Here is a 17,911-nt window from a genome sequence, read left to right on the forward strand (position 1 = left end):
ATGACAAGGCTGTTCGATGCGGTGCTGGTGGCCAACCGCGGCGAGATCGCGGTACGGATCATGCGCACCCTCACCCAGACGGGAATCACGTCGGTGGCGGTCTACACCGAGGCCGACGACGACGCCCCGCACGTGCGGGCGGCCACCCGGGCGGTGCCGGTGCCCAGTTACCTCGACGCCGATGCGCTCGTTGCGGCCGCCAGTGGGGCCGGTGCGCAGGCGATACACCCCGGGTACGGGTTCCTGGCCGAGAACGCCGGCTTCGCCCGCGCCTGCGCCCGGGCCGGGCTGGTGTTCATCGGGCCGGGTGCGGCGGCGATCGAGACGATGGGCAACAAGATCGCCGCCCGCGCCGCCGTGGCGGCCCGCGGGGTGGCCACCGTGCCGGGTCTGGCCGAGCCGGGCCTGGATGATGCGGCACTGGTCGCCGGCGCCCAGCAGGTGGGGTTCCCGCTGCTGATCAAGCCGGCTGCCGGTGGTGGCGGCAAGGGCATGCACCGGGTGGACGATCCTGCGGACCTCCCGGGCGCACTGGCCACCGCCCGCCGGGAGGCCGGTGGGGCCTTCGGTGACGACTCCCTGTTCCTGGAACGGTTCATCACCACCCCGCGCCACATCGAGGTGCAGGTGCTCGCCGATGCCCACGGGAACGTGGTGCACCTGGGTGAACGGGAGTGCTCGCTGCAGCGGCGCCACCAGAAGGTGGTCGAGGAGGCGCCCAGTCCGCTGCTCACCCCGGCGCAGCGCGAGCACCTGGGGCAGGCCGCGATCGAGACCGCACGCGCGGTGGACTACGTCGGCGCCGGTACGGTGGAGTTCATCGTGTCCGGGGCCGATCCCGACGAGGCGTTCTTCATGGAGATGAACACCCGGCTGCAGGTGGAGCACCCGGTGACCGAGGCCATCACCGGAATCGACCTGGTCGCCGAACAGGTGCGCATCGCCGCCGGGGCGCCGGTGGGCATCACCCAGGAGGACCTGGTGCTCCACGGGCACGCCATCGAGGCCCGCATCTACGCCGAGGATCCCGACTCCGGGTTCCTACCGACCGGGGGGCACGTACTGCAGGTTTCCCTGCCCCGGGGCAACGGGGTGCGGGTGGACCACGCCCTGACCGCCGGTATGCACGTGGGCAGCGACTACGACCCGATGCTGGCCAAGGTGATCGCCCATGGCCCGAGCCGGCCGGATGCACTGGCCCGCCTGGATCGGGCGCTCAGCGCCACCCATGTGCTCGGGGTGGTCACCAACACCGCGTTCCTGCGGTCGCTGCTGGAGCACGAGGACGTGGTGGCCGGTGACATGGACACCGGGCTCATCGAACGGCACCTGGGCGACCTCACTCGGACCGAGGCGACCCCGAGCGATTACGCGGTGGCGGCGCTGGTGCGGTGGCAGCACCTGCACCAGGAAGCGACCGCCCGGGGTGAGCCGGATCTGTGGCACACACCGTCGGGGTGGCGACTGGGTGGGCAGGCGCCGTTCGTGGTGCGCTTCGCCGCCTCTGCGGGTTCCACCAGCGAGCCCGTGCGGGTTGCCCTGACCGGAACGCCCCGCGATGCGCGCGCCCGGGTGAACGGGGCGGAACTCGATCTCGGTCTGCGCGAGGCAGCCGTGCGGGTGGACGGCCGGCAGCGGCCGCTGCTCTGGCACGTCCGGGACCGGGTGGTGTGGATCAGTACACCGGGCGGGGACCGCGCGTTCGAGATGCACACCCCCACCCGCCGCAGCGGGAGCACCGAGGCGGTACCCACGCTGGAGTCCCCGATGCCCGGCACCGTGGTGGCGGTCCTGGTGCAGGACGGCGCGCCGGTGCAGGCCGGTACCCCGGTGCTGGCGGTGGAAGCGATGAAGATGGAGCACGTGCTGCGGGCCCCCACGGACGGCGTGGTGCACCTTCATGTGCGACGCGGGCAGACGGTGACCCGCGGGCAGCAACTGGCACAGGTTCAGGCGCAGGAAGAAGGCGACGATGACTGACGGCGACCCGCCCGAGGGCGACGGCTCGAACGATCAGGGCGGACGGCGGTTCGTCCAGCGCGGCTTGTACGCCGATGAGATGCAGATCGGGGCGGTCTACGCCCATCGCCCGGGGCGGACCGTGACCGAGGCGGACAACACGTTGTTCTCCACGATGACGATGAACCCCCAGGCGTTGCACCTGGACGCCGCATTCAGCGAGGGTACCGAATTCGGCCAGCGGCTGATGAACTCGATGTTCACCCTGGCCACGATCGTCGGCGCCTCGGTCTCCCACCTCACCCAGGGCACCTTGGTGGCCAACCTCGGCTTCACCGAGGTGACCTTCCCGCACCCGTTGTTCCACGGCGACACCCTGTACTCGGAGACCGAGGTGAGCGCGATCCGAGCCTCGAGATCCCGCCCGGGTCAGGCGATCGTGACCTTCATCCACACCGGGCGCAACCAACACGGCGATGTCGTGGCCCGGGCGGTGCGCAACGCGTTGATGTACCAGGAGGAGCCGTGAGCACCGCGGCACCCGGCGCCGTCGAGCCCTTCGCGCTGGGACCGGCCCTGCTGTTCTGCCCCGGCGACCGCCCCGAGCGCTTCGCCAAGGCCGCGCAGCGGGCCGATGCGGTGATCCTCGACCTGGAGGACGCGGTGGCCCCCGAGGCCAAACCGGCGGCCCGTGCCGCCGTCGCGGCCGCCGACTTCGACGTCAGGCGAACCGTGGTGCGCATCAACGCCTGCGGCACCGAGGACTTCGCGGCGGACGTGGGTGCCCTGGCCGGGACCGAGGTGCGCTACGTGATGCTGCCCAAGGCCGAGAGCCCCGACGACGTCGCGGCCGTGGTCGCTGCGCTTCCGGCTGTCTCGGTGGTGGCCCTGTGCGAGACCGCCCGCGGGGTCCTGGCGGCGCCGGAACTGGCCGCTCAGACCGGCGTGGTGGCGCTGATGTGGGGTGCGGAGGACCTCATCGCCTCCCTCGGTGGGACCTCCTCACGCCATCGGGCCGGCACTTACCGGGACGTGGCCCGGCACGCCCGGTCCACCGTGCTGTTGGCGGCCCGGGCGCACGGACGCGGCGCGATCGACGCGATTCACACCGACATTGCCGATGCTGACGCGCAGTACGCCGACGCTCTCGATGCCGCTGCCAGCGGCTTCACGGCCACCGCCTGCATCCACCCGGATCAGGTGGGCGCCATCCGCTCTGCCTACGCCCCCACCGCCGAGGAACTCGACTGGGCGCACCGCCTCCTGACCGCCGCCGAGGAAGCCGGCACCGGCGTCTTCCGGTTCGAGGGCGCCATGGTCGACGAACCCATCCTGCGCCATGCCCGGCTGCTCGCCTCGCGGGGTGAGCGTTCGTGAGTCCCCGGCGGCGGGCTACCTGCCCTAAAGGTCGAGGTAGGCGTCCAGTCCCACGGTCAGGCCCGGATGGTCGGCCACCTGGCGCACCGCCAGCAGCACCCCGGGCATGAAGGAGGACCGGTGATAAGAATCGGTCCGGATGCTCAACTGCTCGCCGGGATTGCCGAACAGGATCTCCTCGTGGGCCACCAGTCCCCGCAACCGGACGGCGTGCACGTGCACGCCGTCCACGACGGCGCCACGTGCGCCGTCCAGGCTTGAGCTGGTGGCATCGGGTGCCCGGTCCCGGCCGGCCTCGGCGCGGGCAGCAGCGATGCCACGTGCGGTATGCACCGCGGTGCCGGAGGGGGCATCAGCCTTGTCGGGGTGGTGCAGCTCGATCACCTCGGCCGATTCGAAGTACCGGGCGGCCCGGGCGGCGAAGCGCATCGCCAGGACCGCTGACAGTGCGAAGTTCGGGGCGATCAGCACCCCGGCTCCAGGTCGCTCACTGAGGTGCTCGCGCACCCGGCCCAGTGACTCCTCGGTCCAGCCGGTGGTGCCCACCACCACGTGCACGCCCTGATCGATCAGGGTGTGCACGTTCTGCTCGGTGACGTCCGGGACGGTGAAGTCCACGGCCACATCGGTGGACTCCGGTGCCACCTGGCCGAGATCATCGCCGGCGTCCAGGCGGTGTACCAGGTCCAACCCCTCGGCGCCCTCGACCGCCTCGCACACGGTCGCGCCCATCCGCCCGGCCGCGCCGATCACTGCCACCCTGATTGCCTCGCCCATGGTGACCATCGTAGTGCGGCGCGCACCGCCGTCGTCCGCCGTGCCAGGTCGTGGGATCGACACTCAGCCCAGGTCGATCCAGTACCGCCGCTTCGGCACCACGCCGGGGCTCTCCCGGCGCATGTCCTCCAGGACGCCCCCGCGCCGGGTGATGATCGCGGCCGATGCCGCGTTGTCGTCGTCACAGGTGACCAGTGCCCGCTGCACGCCCGCCCGTCGCAGCTCCGCCAGGGACAGTTCCAGGATCCTGGTGGCGTAGCCGCGGCGGCGAAACGCCGGGCGCACGGCGTAGCCGACGTGGCCGCCGACCTGCAGCAGGAAGTCGTTCAGTTCGTACCGGATCGAGGTGCGCCCGACGACGTCGGGGCCGACGACGGCGAGCAGATAGTCCGCCCGCACCCGTCCCGGTGCCAGGTTCACGCCCCTGCGCTCGGAGTCGAGGGCTCGCAGGATCTCATCCCACGGGCGGTCCGCCCCGGAGAGGAACGTGAAGCGCTCGGAGTCCACCTCGCTCGCGGCGCGGCGCACCTGCGCCTCGTCCCGGGGCCCGGGAGGTCGCAGGACCAACTCCTCGGGAGCGACCCCGGTCATCGTGCCGGTCGGGAGGCGGCGGCCCGGGCCAGTGCGGGGCCGGCGACGTCCTCGGCGAAGGGACCCACGACCACCAGGTGGCGCGGTCGTGCGTACAACTCGGTGGCCAGCTCGCGCACCTGCTCTGCGGTGACCGCGCGGACCTTCGCCAGGGTGTCCTCGATCAGGTGCAACTCCCCCAGGCTGATCTCCGCCCGGCCCAGGCGGGCCATCCGGGACCCGGAGTCCTCCAGGCCGAGCACCATCGAACCGCAGATCTGCCCGATCCCACGGTCCAGTTCCTCCTGGGAGATTCCGTCGGTGGCGAGCACGGCCCACTCCGACTCGAGCAGCGCGCTGACCTCGGCGACCTTGGCCGGGGTGCATCCGGCGTACAGGCCGAACGCACCGGTCTCGGTGTAACCGGTGGCGAAGGAGTACGTGGAGTAGGCCAAGCCGCGCTTCTCCCGGATCTCCTGGAACAGCCGCGAACTCATCGAGCCACCCAGCACCGCGTTCAGCACCGAGAGCGTGAACCGGCGGTTATCACCGGCTCGCAATCCCACCCCGCCCAGGATGACGTTGGCCTGCTCGGTGCTGCGCCGCACCGTGGTGGCCGTTCCGGCGGTGGGGACCTCACCGGTCTGCCCGGCGAAACGGCGCGATGCCGGTGCCGCCCCGGCGTCGATGGGCCAGCCGCCGGCCTGCACCGCACTCAGCACCTGGGCGCAGATCTGCTCGTGATCCACCGAACCTGCCGCGGTGATCACCAGTTCGGACGGGATGTAGGTGCGCTCGTAGTGGTCCAGCACCGCCTGGTGCGGGAGCTGCCGGATCGTCTCCGGGGTGCCCCCGATCGGCCGTCCCAGCGGATGGGCACCGAAGACGGCGGCGGCGAACGTCTCGTGCGCCACATCGAGTGGGTCGTCCTCGTTCATCGCCAGTTCTTCGAGGATCACACCCCGCTCGTTCTCGAACTCGGTCTCCGACAACCCGGCGCAGGTGACCATGTCCAGGATGACGTCGGTGGCCATCGGCAGATCCGCATCCAGCACCCGGGCGAAGTAGCAGGTGTGCTCCTTGCCGGTGGCGGCATTGGCCTCCCCGCCCACGGCATCGAAGGCGGCCGCGATGTCCAGCGCACTGCGCCGCGGGGTGCCCTTGAACAACAGGTGCTCGAGGAAGTGGGTGGACCCGTGGTGTCCGGTCTCCTCATCCCGCGACCCCACCGCGACCCAGGCGCCCAGGGCCGCCGAACGCTGCCCCGGGACCGCCTCGGTCAGGACCCGGATTCCGCCCGGCAGGACCGAGCGGCGCACCAGGGCGCCGGACTCGGCCTGCAGGGAGATCTCGGTCCCGGGCGTTCCGCCCGGGCCGAGGACCAGATCAGCCACGCTCGGTTCAGTCCTGCTCCGACGTCGCCTCGTCGGCCTGGCCATCCTCGTCCTCGACCACCGCGTGCAGGGAGAGCTTCCCGCGCGGGTCGATCTCGGCCAGTTCGACCTGGATCTTCTGGCCCACGCCGAGGACGTCCTCCACGGAGTCGATCCGCTTGCCACCCACCAGGCGTCGCACCTGGGAGATGTGCAGCAGTCCGTCCTTGCCGGGGGTCAGGGACACGAACGCACCGAAGGACGTGATCTTGACGACCGTGCCGATGAACCGCTCGCCCACCTCGGGCATCTGCGGGTTCGCGATGGCGTTGATCGCCTGCCGTGCGGCTTCGGCGGAGGGGCCGTCCACCGCACCGATGAACACGGTGCCGTCGTCCTCGATGGAGATGTCGGCGCCGGTGTCGTCCTGGATCTGGTTGATCATCTTGCCCTTGGGGCCGATGACCTCACCGATCTTGTCCACCGGCACGGTCACGGTGATGATCCGCGGAGCGGTCGCTGCCATCTCGTCCGGTGTGTCGATGGCCTCGGCCATGACGTCCAGGATGTGCAACCGGGCCTCACGGGCCTGGCTCAGGGCGCCGGAGAGCACCGAGGCGGGAATGCCGTCGAGCTTGGTGTCCATCTGGATGGCGGTGATGAACTCCTTGGTGCCGGCGACCTTGAAGTCCATGTCGCCGAAGGCGTCCTCGGCGCCGAGGATGTCGGTCAGCGCGGCGTACTTGGTCTCACCGTCCACGGTGTCGGAGACGAGCCCCATGGCGATACCGGCCACCGGGGCGCGCAGCGGCACGCCGGCGTTCAGCAGCGACAGCGTGGAGGCGCACACCGACCCCATCGAGGTCGACCCGTTGGAGCTCAGCGCCTCCGAGACCTGCCGGATGGCGTAGGGGAACTCCTCCCGTGCCGGCAGCACCGGCAGGATGGCCCGCTCGGCGAGCGCACCGTGGCCGACCTCCCGGCGCTTGGGGCTGCCCACCCGGCCGGTCTCACCGGTGGAGTAGGGCGGGAAGTTGTAGTTGTGCATGTACCGCTTGCGGGTCTGCGGAGACAGGGTGTCCAGTTGCTGCTCCATCTTGAGCATGTTCAACGTGGTCACGCCCAGGATCTGGGTCTCGCCGCGCTCGAACAGCGCCGAGCCGTGCACCCGGGGCAGGACCTCGACCTCGGCGGACAGGGTGCGGATGTCCTGCAGCCCACGTCCGTCGATACGGAAGGAGTCGGTCAGGATCCGGCGGCGGATCGTCAGTTTGGTCAACTCCCGGAAGGCCGCGGACAGTTCCTTCTCGCGGCCCTCGAAGTCACCCTGCAGGGCCGCCGCGGTCTCATCCCGCACGGCATCCATGCGGTCCTCACGCTCGGCCTTGCCCGCGATGGACAGTGCCTCCTCGAGCTGGCCGGCGGCCCGGGCCTGCACGGCCTGGAACGCGTCGTCGGCGTAGTCGGGGAAGAGCGGGTACTCCTGGGTCTCCTTCGCCGTCCGGCCGGCCAGGTCGAGCTGGGCCTGGGCGAGCCGGCGGATGAACGGCTTGGCCGCCTCCAGCCCCTCGGTCACGACCTGCTCGGTCGGAGCGGTGGCACCGGACTCGGAGATCAGGGTCCAGGCGTTGTCGGTGGCCTCGGCCTCGATCATGGCGATGGCCACGTCCGTGTTGCCATCGGCTCCGGTGACGATCCGCCCGGCCACAACCATGGAGAACACCGCGCGCTCCAGTTCGGAGTAGCGCGGGAAGGCCACCCACTGACCGTCGATCAGCGCGATCCGCACGGCGCCGACCGGACCGGAGAACGGCAGACCGGAGATCTGGGTGGACAGCGAGGCGGCGTTGATCGCCAGCACGTCGTAGGTGTCGTCGGGGTGGATGGCCAGGACCGTCTCGACCACCTGGACCTCGTTGCGCAGGCCCTTGACGAACAGCGGGCGCAGCGGCCGGTCGATCAGTCGGCAGGCAAGAATCGCCTCGGTGGAGGGGCGGCCCTCCCGGCGGAAGAAAGAACCGGGGATCTTCCCGGCGGCGTACTGGCGCTCCTCGACGTCCACCGTCAGGGGGAAGAAGTCGAAGTGGTCCTTGGGGTGGCGCCCGGCCGTGGTGGTGGACAGCACCATGGTGTCCTCATCCAGGTAGGCGGTGATGGCGCCACCGGCCTGCTTGGCCAGACGTCCGGTCTCGAACCGGATGGTGCGGGTGCCGAACGAGCCGTTATCGATGACGGCTTGCTCGAATTGGATTTCGGGTCCCTCCATGGGGTGCCCTCCTTCGGTGTTCGCCGGGCTCCCGGCGGCCATCGATCGAGGCCCACGGAGCGCCGCTCCGGAGGCCACTACCGAGGACCATCTGGGGCCCGGTGGGGTTTGACTGATGTATTGAGTTGTTGCGCCTCTACGGCGCCCGTGACACGGCAACCGGTCCGGACCTGGTGTGGTCCGGACCGGCGGTGTTGCTATCGACGCAGACCGAGCCGCTCGATCAGGGCGCGATAACGCTCGATGTCGTTCTCGCGCAGGTAGCCCAGGAGCCGGCGGCGCTGACCGACCAGCAGCAGCAGACCACGACGGGAGTGGTGGTCGTGCTTGTGCTCCTTGGAGTGCTCGGTCAGGTCCGAGATACGCTTGCTGAGCAGGGCGACCTGGACCTCCGGGGATCCGGTGTCGCCTTCGTGCGTGGCGTAGTCGGCAATGATTTGCTTCTTCACTTCCGGCTCGAGGGCCACAGGGATCTCCTTCTGTCAGGGTTGTTGCGCGGAGCTCCGGGGCAGGTTCACCCGGGCATGGGACAACCGCGGCCGATCTGACGGCAACGCTCAGCCTAGCACCCACCGCCGGTGGTGACCGAGGTGGCGCCGCCGGATCATGGTGATCCACACCACGGGTGGCTCAGGATGTCCAGGTCCGCACCTGCTCCGGGGTGGGGTAGTCCGGTTCGGGCACGTCCAGCCGCTCGGCGGCATCGCGCACATCCTGCTGCATCTGGCGTACCAGGGCGTCGATCCCCTCGAACCGCACCGTGGGACGCAGCAGGTGGCTGAACTCCACCACCACTTCCTCGCCGTACAGTTCCAGGTCCCAGCGGCCCAGGACATGGGCCTCGACCTGACGCACCAGGCCGTCGAACGTGGGATTGGTCCCCACCGAGATCGCTGCCGGCATCCGTTCGCCGGTCTCGGTCCCGGGACGACGGAGCAGCCAACCCGCATATACCCCGTCGGCGGGTACCGCTCCGCTGGCGTCGGCGTCCAGGTTGGCGGTGGGGAAGCCGAGGTCGCGCCCGCGTGCATGACCGCGCACCACCACCCCGCGCATCCGGTGCGGCCGGCCCAGCACCTCAGTGGCGGCCTCGACGTTGCCGGCCGCGAGCAACTCGCGCACCCAGGTGGAGGACCAGCGCCGCTCCCCCGGGTCGGCGACGTCATGGACCACGTGCACGTCGAACCCGTGCCGGTGACCCAATCCGGTCATCGTGGTGCGGTCCCCGGAGTTGCCGCGCCCGAAGCGCACATCAGCGCCGACGACCACGGCCCTGGCCTTGAGTGCGTCCACCAGGTAGCGCTGGACGAACGTCGAGGCGTCCTGGGCGGCGAAGTCCAGGGTGTAGTCGATCACCAACGTGGCATCCAGGCCGTGTTCGGCGAGCAGGTCGAGCTTGTCGGACAGTCCGGTGAGCAGTTCCGGTGCCGCTTCGGGACGGTGCACCTGGGCGGGGTGTGGATGGAAGGTCAGCGCGACCGCCATCGCCCCGGCCTCCCGGGCAACGTTGACCGCCGCCTCCAGCACGGCCCCGTGCCCGCGGTGGACGCCGTCGAAGTTGCCGATCGTCACCACACTGGCATCCAGGCCCGCCGGTATCGCCTCGATCCCGTCCCAACGCTGCACCCTGGCTCCCTTCTGCGGCCCACTGCCGGACCGGTGCGAGGCTAGCCTGCCATCACTTCCGCCCGCGCGGGAACTCCAGGGGCGTCGTCGTGCTTCTCCTCACTCCGGATCCGGTGGCCCGCCCGGGCGGGTGAGCCCTGACCGTGGCCTACCGGGGCAAGGGCAGCGGCCCGTCGGCCGGGCGGCCCGCGGCGAGGAGCCGGCCGGAGGAGGAGTCCCAACGCGGCAGTGACAGCACTGCCAGCGAGGCCGTCGGCACGCGCATCCGGTCGCCGCTGAACTCACCCACGAGGTCCTCCAGCGCGGGATTGTGACCCACCAGTGCAACGGTCCGCGCCGACTCCGGAAGGCCTGCGATCACCCCTGCCAGGGCGCGGGGTGAGAACGTGTAGGCATCCTCGTCATAGACCACCTCCCCCGCGCCGGGCCCGCCGGCCTCGGCGATCGCGGTGTCGATCAGGTCCCACGTGTGGCTGGCCCGGGTGGCCGGGGAAACGACCGCCAGATCCAGCCGCACCTCGTGCTGACACAGCCACCGGCCCACGGCCGGCGCCTGGCGACGCCCACGCGCCGTCAGCGGTCGCTGTACGTCGCTGACCGGCACCGACCAGTCGGACTTGGCGTGCCGGATCAACACCAGTGTGTGCATGAGGGCCTCCTTCAGGCGGGGTCCAGGACCAGCACCGGCTTCAGGCGCTCACCGTGCGGCTGCACGAGAGCCACCACGTGCCCGTCCGGGTGCATCGCCGCGAGCGGGAGTGCCTGTGCGACCTCCGGGGCTCCCGGAGTGGGTCGGTCGATCGCCTGCCCGTAGCGAAGCGCCCGGGCCTCCGGCTCCGGCAGCACCAGCACATCGAAGACGGCGGAGCACGCCGCGGTCAGGTCCTGCACCTGTAGGTGGTGCCCGCCCTCGTCGTCCGGGCTCGGCAGTTCCTGGGCTTGGGCGAGGCTGAAGCCACCCACCCTGGTGCGCCGCAACGCGACCAGGTGCCCCCCGGTATCCAGGGCCGCGCCCAGATCCCGGGCCAGGGCCCGGATGTAGGTGCCCGAGGAGCACACCACCCGCACCGGCACGTCGAGCACGGCGGTGCCGTCCTGCGCCCGGTCAGGTGTCGCCGGACCGGTCTGTTCGAAGACCGCGATGTGCACCGGGCGCGACTCGAGCACCACCTGCTCTCCCGCACGGACGCGGGCGTAGGAACGCTTCCCGTCGACCTTGATCGCCGAGACGCTGCTGGGCACCTGCTCGATCGCGCCGGTCAATGCTGCCATCGCCGCGGGGAGGGCCTTCGCGGTGCCGTCGGAGCGGCCGGCACCGGCGGTGATCTCCCCTTCGGCGTCGTCGGTGCTGGTGTCCTGACCGAGCCTGATGGTGGCGGTGTACTCCTTGTCCGCACCCACCAGGTAGGTCAGCAACCGGGTGGCCCGGTTGATGCCGAGCACCAGCAGGCCGGTGGCCATCGGGTCCAGGGTGCCCGCGTGGCCGACCTTGCGGGTGCCGGCCAGGCGGCGCACCCGCGCCACCACATCATGGCTGGTCCACCCGGGAGGTTTGTCGATCAGGACCAGCCCGTCGTCCACCATCAGTCCTGCGTGGGCTCATCCGCGGTCGGCACGCTCTGCCGTTCGGCCTGCTCGACCTGGTCGGCCGGGGCCCGGTAGGGGTCGGCCTCGCCGGCGAAGGTGGCGCCCTCCCGACGACGCGCCAGCTCGGCGTCCTTGGCTGCGGCTTCGCGCAGGGCCTGCTCCAGGTGCGCGGCGGTCTCCGGCAGTGCGTCGGGGACGAACTCGATGCTGGGGGTGAGTCGGATGCCGAGTTGGCGACCCACCTCCGAGCGGATCAGCCCGCGCGCCGAGGCCAGTGCGGCGGCACTGGCCTCCCGGTCGGCATCCTCGCCCAGCACCGTGTAGAACACGGTCGCCTGCTGCAGGTCACCGGTCACACGCACGTCGGTCACGGTGACGAAGCCCAGGCGCGGATCCTTGATCCGGGTGTCCAGCAGGGTGGCGACCACCTCGTGGATCCGATCAGCGACCTTACGGGCGCGGGCGTTGTCGCTCATGGAACTCCTTCACTACGGTCGTCCTGCGGGCACGGGCCGGACGGCGACCGATTCCGGTGCCGCCCGGCCCATGGTGTGGTACCTCAGGCGCGGGGCTTCTCCTGCGTCTCGAACGTCTCGATCACATCACCGATCTGGATGTCCTTGGCGCCCAGTCCGATACCGCACTCGAAGCCCTCGCGGACCTCGGTGACGTCATCCTTCTCCCGGCGCAAGGAGTTGATGGTGAGGTTGTCGGAGACGACCACCCCATCGCGCAGCAGCCGCGCGTTGGCGTTGCGCCGGATGATTCCCGAGCGCACGATCGACCCGGCGATGTTGCCGGCCCGGGAGGAGCGGAAGATCTCCCGCACCTCGGCGCTGCCGAGCTGGACCTCCACGTACTCGGGCTTGAGCATGCCCTTCAGGGCCGCCTCGATGTCCTCGATGGCGGAGTAGATGACCGAGTAGTACTTGATCTCCACGCCCTCCCGGTCGGCCAGGGTGTTGACCCGGTCGTCCGGACGCACGTTGAAGCCCAGGATCACCGCGTTGTCCACGGTAGCCAGGTTCACGTCGTTCTGGGTGATCGCACCCACACCGCGGTGGATGATCCGCAGTGCGACCTCGTCGCCCACGTCGATCTTGAGCAAGGCGTCCTCCAACGCCTCCACGGCACCGGAGACGTCGCCCTTGATGACCAGGTTGAGGGTCTCCACCTTGCCCTGCTCCAGAGCCTGGGTGAACTCCTCCAGGGAGATCCGCTTGCGACGCTTGGCCAGGGTAGCGGCCCGCTCGGCGGCCTCGCGCTTGTCGGCGATCTGCCGGGCGGTCCGGTCATCGGGGGCCACCAGGAAGGTGTCTCCCGCGCTGGGCACCGAGGTCAGCCCCAGTACCTGGACCGGCATCGAGGGCAGCGCCACGTCCAGGTTCTCCCCGTGGTCGTCGAACATGGCACGCACCCTCCCGTAGGAGGTGCCCGCCACGATCGCATCGCCCACGGCAAGGGTTCCCGACTGGACCAGGACCGTGGCCACCGCACCGCGACCGCGGTCCAGTTTGGCCTCGATCGCCACTCCGCGGGCGTCCTTGTCCGGATTAGCCGTCAGTTCCAGCGCCGCATCGGCAGTCAGCAGGACCGCCTCGAGCAGGTCATCGATACCGGTGGCCTCACGTGCCGAGACCTCCACGAACATGGTGTCGCCGCCGTATTCCTCGGCCACCAGGTTGTACTCGGTGAGCTGGGAGCGGACCTTGTCCGGGTTCGCGTCGGGCAGGTCCACCTTGTTCACCGCGACCACGATCGGCACGTTTGCGGACTGGGCGTGGTTGATCGCCTCAACCGTCTGGGGCATCACGCCATCGTCCGCCGCGACCACCAGGATCGCGATATCGGTGACCTTGGCACCACGGGCACGCATGGCGGTGAACGCCTCGTGACCAGGGGTGTCGATGAAGGTCAGGCCACGGTTCTCACCCTCGTGCTCGGTGTGCACCTGGTAGGCACCGATGTGCTGGGTGATGCCACCGGCCTCGGTGGCGCTGACCTCGATCTGCCGGATCGCGTCCAGCAACCGGGTCTTACCGTGGTCGACGTGACCCATCACGGTCACCACCGGCGAGCGGGGCTCCAGGTCCTCCTCGCTCTCGCCCTCCTCCTCGGCCTGCAGGTCGATGTCGAAGGAACCGAGCAGCTCACGGTCCTCCTCCTCCGGGGAGACGATCTCGATGACGTAGCCGAGTTCGGCGCCCAGGGTGGCGAAGGTGTCCTCATCCAGGGACTGCGTGGCCGTGGCCATTTCACCAAGGTGGAACAGCACCGTGACCAGGGACGCCGGGTTGGCGTCGATCCGGTCGGCGAAGTCGCTCAGCGAGGCACCCGCACGGATCCGGATGACGGTGCTGCCGTCACCACGGGGTACCTGGACGCCGCCCGGCGACGGAGCGGACTGCTGCTCGAACTCCTGGCGCTTGGCGCGCTTGGACTTCCGGCTCCGAGCCGGACGGCCACCGGCACGACCGAACGCGCCCTGAGTGCCACCACGGCCACCGCGGCCACCGGGACGGCCACCGAAACCACTACGCGGACCACCGCCGGGACCACCAGGGCCACCGCCGGGACCGCCACCACGGCCACGACCGCCACCGCCACGGGCGGGTGCACCCGGGCGTCCGACGGCGCTCTTGCCGGGCATCATCTGGGGCGAGGGGCGCGGGCCGCGGGTGTCGGAACCCGCACCGGCGCCACTGCGCGGACCACCGGGGCGCCCGTCACCCCTGCCACCGGGACGGGGCATGCCCTGGGAGGGCGCGAACGGGTTGTTACCCGGACGCGGTGCGCCGCCCCCGGGCCGCTGGCCACCACCGCGCGGACCACCGGGGCGCGCATCACCCCTGCCACCGGGACGGGGCATGCCCTGGGAGGGCGCGAACGGGTTGTTACCCGGACGGGCCCCGGGCTTGGGGCCGGGGGTGGGTCGAGGCGGCGCGGGCTTACTGGCCGCCGGTGCCTGCGGGCTCTCCTCCGGCTCGGTCGCTTCCGGCTGGGCGGGCTCGGCCTGCTCCGGCTCGGGCTGCCGCTCGGGCTCAGGCTCGGGCTCAGGCTCGGGCTCGGGTGCCGGCTTGGGCTTGGGCGCCGGCTTCGGCGCAGCCTTGGGTGCCGCCTTGGTCTTGGCGGGCTTGGGCTCCGCCTTCTCCCCCTCGGGCGGCGGGGGGAACGCCTCGCGCAGCCTGCGCTGCACGGGCGGTTCGATCGTGGACGATGCCGACTTGACGAATTCGCCGAGTTCACTCAACTTCGCCATGACGGACTTACTGTCGACGCCGAGCTCCTTAGCGAGCTCGTGGACGCGGACCTTGGCCACATCTCTCCTGTCCTCGGCCCGCCCAGGACAGGGTGGACCGCTGTTAGTGGTTCGTACTCATCGCTGGGGACTCATCGGGTTCCCATAGTGTGTCGACCCGCTCTCTGTTCGACTGATCAACGGTTCATGTGCGGCGAACCACTCCAGAACAGCGTCCATAACTACTGGTTCACTCAGACGCAGGGCCCGGGAGATCGCTCGCTTTCGCACGGCACGGTCCAGGCAACCAGAATGCGGATGCACCCAGCAACCTCGGCCCGGCGCGCGTGCCGCCGGATCCACGATCACGGCCTGTGCCGCTATCGATCGATCCCGCACCAAGCGCACCAAGTCGGACCGCGGGGCCCGTTCCCGGCACCCCACACACGTGCGAACCGGTCCCAAGCCCGTCGACAAGTGTACTACTCCCCCGGCTCGTCCGGTCGAATGTCGATCTTCCAGCCGGTCAGCCGGGCCGCCAGGCGGGCGTTCTGCCCCTCCTTGCCGATCGCCAGCGAGAGCTGGTAATCGGGCACCACCACGCGGGCGGAACGGGCCTGCTCATCGACGATCTCCACACTGGAGACCCGCGCCGGTGACAACGCACTGGCCACGAACTCGGCCGGGTCCTCGGAGTAGTCGACGATGTCGATCTTCTCGCCCTGCAACTCCGCCATCACCGCCCGGACACGTTGTCCCATGGGCCCTATGCAGGCTCCCTTGGCGCCCAGGCCGGGCACGGTGGAGCGCACCGCCATCTTGGTACGGTGCCCCGCTTCCCGGGCCAGGGCGGAGATCTCCACCGATCCGTCGGTGATCTCCGGGACCTCCAGGGCGAACAGTCGCCGCACCAGGTTCGGGTGGGTGCGCGAGACCGTGATCGAAGGCCCCTTCGGCCCGCGAGTGACATCGAGCACATAGGCCCGGATCCGGGTGCCGTGGGTGTAGTCCTCTCCTGGCACCTGCTCGTGCGGGGGCAGTACCGCCTCAACCCCGCCGACGTCGATGAACACCATCCGCGGGTCCCGACCCTGCTGGATGATGCCGGCGATCACCTCGTCCTCCTTGCCGCGGAATACCCCGAGCACCTGGTCGTCCTCAGCGTCCCGCAGGCGCTGCATGATCACCTGGCGGGCGGTGGCGGTGGCGATTCGGCCGAAGTTGTCCGGGGTGTGGTCGAACTCCGGGCCCAGGTCGTACCCGGGGCCGGACGGGTAGGCCTCGGCGGGCGCGCCGTCCTCCTGGTTCTGCTCCGCGGAATCCGCCGGGACCTCGCGCTCGATCCGCTCCCGGGCATAGACGGTCACGTGGCCGCTGCTGCGGTCCAGCTCCACGCGGGCGTCCGCCAGGGCCCCCGGGGTGCGGTGGTAGGCGGACTCCAGTGCCTGCTCGATCGCCCCCACCAGTACGTCCAGGCTGATCTCACGCTCCCGCTCGATCATCCGCAGGACACTCATGTCCACGTCCATGCCGACACTCCTTCCAGAAAACCTCGAACAGACAGGGGGACCTTCAGGCGTCGGCCGGGGAGCCGAACTCCACCTCGATCGTGCCCTGGCGGACCTCGTCCCAGGTCAGGACCAGCGGCTCCGGTGCCGGTGCGCCGCGCCGGTTCGGAGGCTGCTGCACCTGCAGACCGTCGTCGTCGGCGGCCACGATACGCCCCCGCACGATGCCTTCGGTCGTCGTCACCGTGGCCAGCCGGCCCACGGCGCGCCCGAAGTGGCGCGGCTGCGTCAGTGGGCGCGAGATGCCGGGGGTGGTCACCTCGAGATGGTAGGGGCCGCGGAGCACGTGGTCGACGTCGTCCAGGCGGTTGGAGACCGCCCGGGAGACCTCGGCCAGCTGGTCCGAGGAGACACCCCCGGGGCCTTCCGGCAGGTCGATCACCACGGTGAGGGTCCGGTTGCGGCCGGAGCCGCCGACGGCGACCTCCTCCAGGTACAGGCCCTGCTCGGACACCACGGGCGAGAGTGCCTGGAGCAGTACGGCAGAGACGTCTGACGGGCTCATGGTTCTCACCTCGTGTGAAGTTGTCGGCGGGCGGTGCTGATGCCACAGCCTAAGGCCCGAACGTGGCACGATCAACGCGTGCAGATTTCCACGTCCGCCCCCCGGGGGCGAACCCGATGGTACCGGCTGAGCGTGGTCCTGGCCGTTCTCCTGATCCTCACCGGGTGCGGGGTACGCCTGGATGTGCCGCCGGCGCCCACGCCCGTTCCCGAGGGCCAGGACGAGGTCCGCCAGGAGGCTGCTCAGGCTGTTTCGGTGATCCTGCAGAGCGCCGAACTGGCGATCCCGGACGCACCGGAGCAGGTGGGCGGGGTCCTTCAGGCGGTGGCTGCTGACGCGCAGGCTCATCTGGAGGCGCTCGGCGGAGTGTGGGAACCACCGCCCCGGCCCGAACCGGAGGACCCGGAGGACGCCCCGCCGGCCCAGCCCGAGCCCATCACCGCCGCCGGTGCATCGGATGTGCTGGCGGCACTGGAGGCAGCGGCACCGCAACTGCGTGGCGGCGCCGCGAGCGTCGAGCCCGACCTGGCCGTACTGCTGGTCTCGGTATCGGCCAACCAGCACGTGCACGCCCGGGACCTGGCCGGCGCGCTCGGCGCGGACCCGGCGCCGCCCCCGGCTGAACCGGCCGACCCGGCCGATGCCTATCCAGCCGCCTTCGGCCCCGAGGCCGCGCCGCTGTGCCGGGCGCTGGATGCCGCCGGGTACCTGGCGGAGGTGCGGGCCGGCCGGGCCAGTGGGGAGGAGGCGGCCCGGTTGGCCGAGCGGGCCCAGGAACTGCGGGCCCAGGCCGAACTGGTCGCCACCCGTGGCGGGTTCTCCGGTACCGAGGAGGACCCACGGGAGATCGCCTACGCCCTGGCGTTCGAGGACCTGCCCGCCCAGGCCCAGGCCCTCGCCCTGACCCGCGTGCCGGCGTGGCTGAACCTGCTCGAGTCGGCCGAGGAGGGCGCTGACCGGGAGTTGATCGCCATTCAGGTCATCACGGCTGCGCTGGCGGTGCACGGCCGGGGCGAGCCGGTGCCGACGTTCCCGGGGCGGGCCGGCTGAACCCGGTGCCCCGAG

Annotated in this window: 17 protein-coding genes; 4 read left to right on the top strand and 13 right to left on the bottom strand. The window is 70.7% G+C overall.

What is annotated here, in order from left to right:
* Genes ACPL7H_RS12595 through ACPL7H_RS12605 form a run of 3 tightly spaced genes read left to right on the top strand, consistent with a single transcriptional unit; the run spans position 1 to position 3,336 of the window.
* On the top strand, positions 1 to 1,980 hold the full coding sequence (locus tag ACPL7H_RS12595; protein WP_424797236.1) for an acetyl/propionyl/methylcrotonyl-CoA carboxylase subunit alpha: 1,980 nt from the start codon (positions 1 to 3) through the stop codon (positions 1,978 to 1,980).
* Positions 1,973 to 2,488, top strand: a complete 516-nt coding sequence (locus tag ACPL7H_RS12600) for a MaoC family dehydratase (protein ID WP_424797237.1) — start codon at positions 1,973 to 1,975, stop codon at positions 2,486 to 2,488. Before ACPL7H_RS12595 ends, ACPL7H_RS12600 begins: the two co-directional genes overlap by 8 nt.
* Positions 2,485 to 3,336, top strand: coding sequence for an HpcH/HpaI aldolase/citrate lyase family protein (locus tag ACPL7H_RS12605; protein ID WP_424797238.1), 852 nt, complete (start codon positions 2,485 to 2,487; stop codon positions 3,334 to 3,336). Before ACPL7H_RS12600 ends, ACPL7H_RS12605 begins: the two co-directional genes overlap by 4 nt.
* A gap of 24 nt (positions 3,337 to 3,360) precedes the next feature.
* Here the strand turns inward: ACPL7H_RS12605 and dapB are convergent, their stop codons facing one another.
* The 13 genes from dapB to rimP form a co-directional block, all read right to left on the bottom strand.
* On the bottom strand, positions 3,361 to 4,113 hold the full coding sequence (dapB, locus tag ACPL7H_RS12610) for a 4-hydroxy-tetrahydrodipicolinate reductase (RefSeq protein WP_424797239.1): 753 nt from the start codon (positions 4,111 to 4,113) through the stop codon (positions 3,361 to 3,363).
* 63 nt (positions 4,114 to 4,176) lie between these two features.
* Positions 4,177 to 4,704, bottom strand: a complete 528-nt coding sequence (locus tag ACPL7H_RS12615; RefSeq protein WP_424797240.1) for a GNAT family N-acetyltransferase — start codon at positions 4,702 to 4,704, stop codon at positions 4,177 to 4,179.
* Positions 4,701 to 6,077 (bottom strand): M16 family metallopeptidase, encoded by a 1,377-nt coding sequence (locus ACPL7H_RS12620; protein WP_424797241.1) that lies wholly within the window; start codon positions 6,075 to 6,077, stop codon positions 4,701 to 4,703. Before ACPL7H_RS12620 ends, ACPL7H_RS12615 begins: the two co-directional genes overlap by 4 nt.
* A gap of 7 nt (positions 6,078 to 6,084) precedes the next feature.
* A complete protein-coding gene (locus ACPL7H_RS12625) occupies positions 6,085 to 8,322 on the bottom strand; it encodes a polyribonucleotide nucleotidyltransferase (protein ID WP_424797242.1) in 2,238 nt (745 codons plus the stop codon).
* Positions 8,323 to 8,519: 197 nt separating this feature from the next.
* The gene (gene rpsO, locus ACPL7H_RS12630; RefSeq protein WP_424797243.1) at positions 8,520 to 8,789 is read right to left on the bottom strand and encodes a 30S ribosomal protein S15; all 270 of its coding nucleotides are present in this window, start codon (positions 8,787 to 8,789) and stop codon (positions 8,520 to 8,522) included.
* A gap of 163 nt (positions 8,790 to 8,952) precedes the next feature.
* The gene (locus ACPL7H_RS12635; RefSeq protein WP_424797244.1) at positions 8,953 to 9,948 is read right to left on the bottom strand and encodes a bifunctional riboflavin kinase/FAD synthetase; all 996 of its coding nucleotides are present in this window, start codon (positions 9,946 to 9,948) and stop codon (positions 8,953 to 8,955) included.
* A 148-nt stretch (positions 9,949 to 10,096) separates the two neighbouring features.
* Positions 10,097 to 10,597 (bottom strand): SixA phosphatase family protein, encoded by a 501-nt coding sequence (locus tag ACPL7H_RS12640; RefSeq protein ID WP_424797245.1) that lies wholly within the window; start codon positions 10,595 to 10,597, stop codon positions 10,097 to 10,099.
* An 11-nt stretch (positions 10,598 to 10,608) separates the two neighbouring features.
* The gene (gene truB, locus ACPL7H_RS12645) at positions 10,609 to 11,532 is read right to left on the bottom strand and encodes a tRNA pseudouridine(55) synthase TruB (protein ID WP_424797246.1); all 924 of its coding nucleotides are present in this window, start codon (positions 11,530 to 11,532) and stop codon (positions 10,609 to 10,611) included.
* Positions 11,532 to 12,011: a 30S ribosome-binding factor RbfA gene (rbfA, locus tag ACPL7H_RS12650; protein WP_424797247.1), complete on the bottom strand. Its 480-nt coding sequence runs from the start codon at positions 12,009 to 12,011 to the stop codon at positions 11,532 to 11,534. Before rbfA ends, truB begins: the two co-directional genes overlap by 1 nt.
* Before the next feature lie 83 nt (positions 12,012 to 12,094).
* On the bottom strand, positions 12,095 to 14,854 hold the full coding sequence (gene infB, locus ACPL7H_RS12655; protein ID WP_424797248.1) for a translation initiation factor IF-2: 2,760 nt from the start codon (positions 14,852 to 14,854) through the stop codon (positions 12,095 to 12,097).
* A 57-nt stretch (positions 14,855 to 14,911) separates the two neighbouring features.
* On the bottom strand, positions 14,912 to 15,217 hold the full coding sequence (locus tag ACPL7H_RS12660) for a YlxR family protein (RefSeq protein ID WP_424788020.1): 306 nt from the start codon (positions 15,215 to 15,217) through the stop codon (positions 14,912 to 14,914).
* Between the two features lie 38 nt (positions 15,218 to 15,255).
* Positions 15,256 to 16,302, bottom strand: coding sequence for a transcription termination factor NusA (gene nusA / locus ACPL7H_RS12665; protein ID WP_424797249.1), 1,047 nt, complete (start codon positions 16,300 to 16,302; stop codon positions 15,256 to 15,258).
* 43 nt (positions 16,303 to 16,345) lie between these two features.
* Entirely contained in the window at positions 16,346 to 16,846 is a 501-nt protein-coding gene (rimP, locus tag ACPL7H_RS12670) for a ribosome maturation factor RimP (RefSeq protein ID WP_424797250.1), read from the bottom strand.
* A gap of 78 nt (positions 16,847 to 16,924) precedes the next feature.
* Here rimP and ACPL7H_RS12675 point away from each other — a divergent pair, with 78 nt between their 5' ends.
* A complete protein-coding gene (locus ACPL7H_RS12675; protein ID WP_424797251.1) occupies positions 16,925 to 17,896 on the top strand; it encodes a hypothetical protein in 972 nt (323 codons plus the stop codon).
* Positions 17,897 to 17,911 lie beyond the last annotated feature (15 nt).

The organism is Pseudactinotalea sp. Z1732, from assembly GCF_049724975.1.
Taxonomy (GTDB): domain Bacteria; phylum Actinomycetota; class Actinomycetes; order Actinomycetales; family Beutenbergiaceae; genus CALKWS01.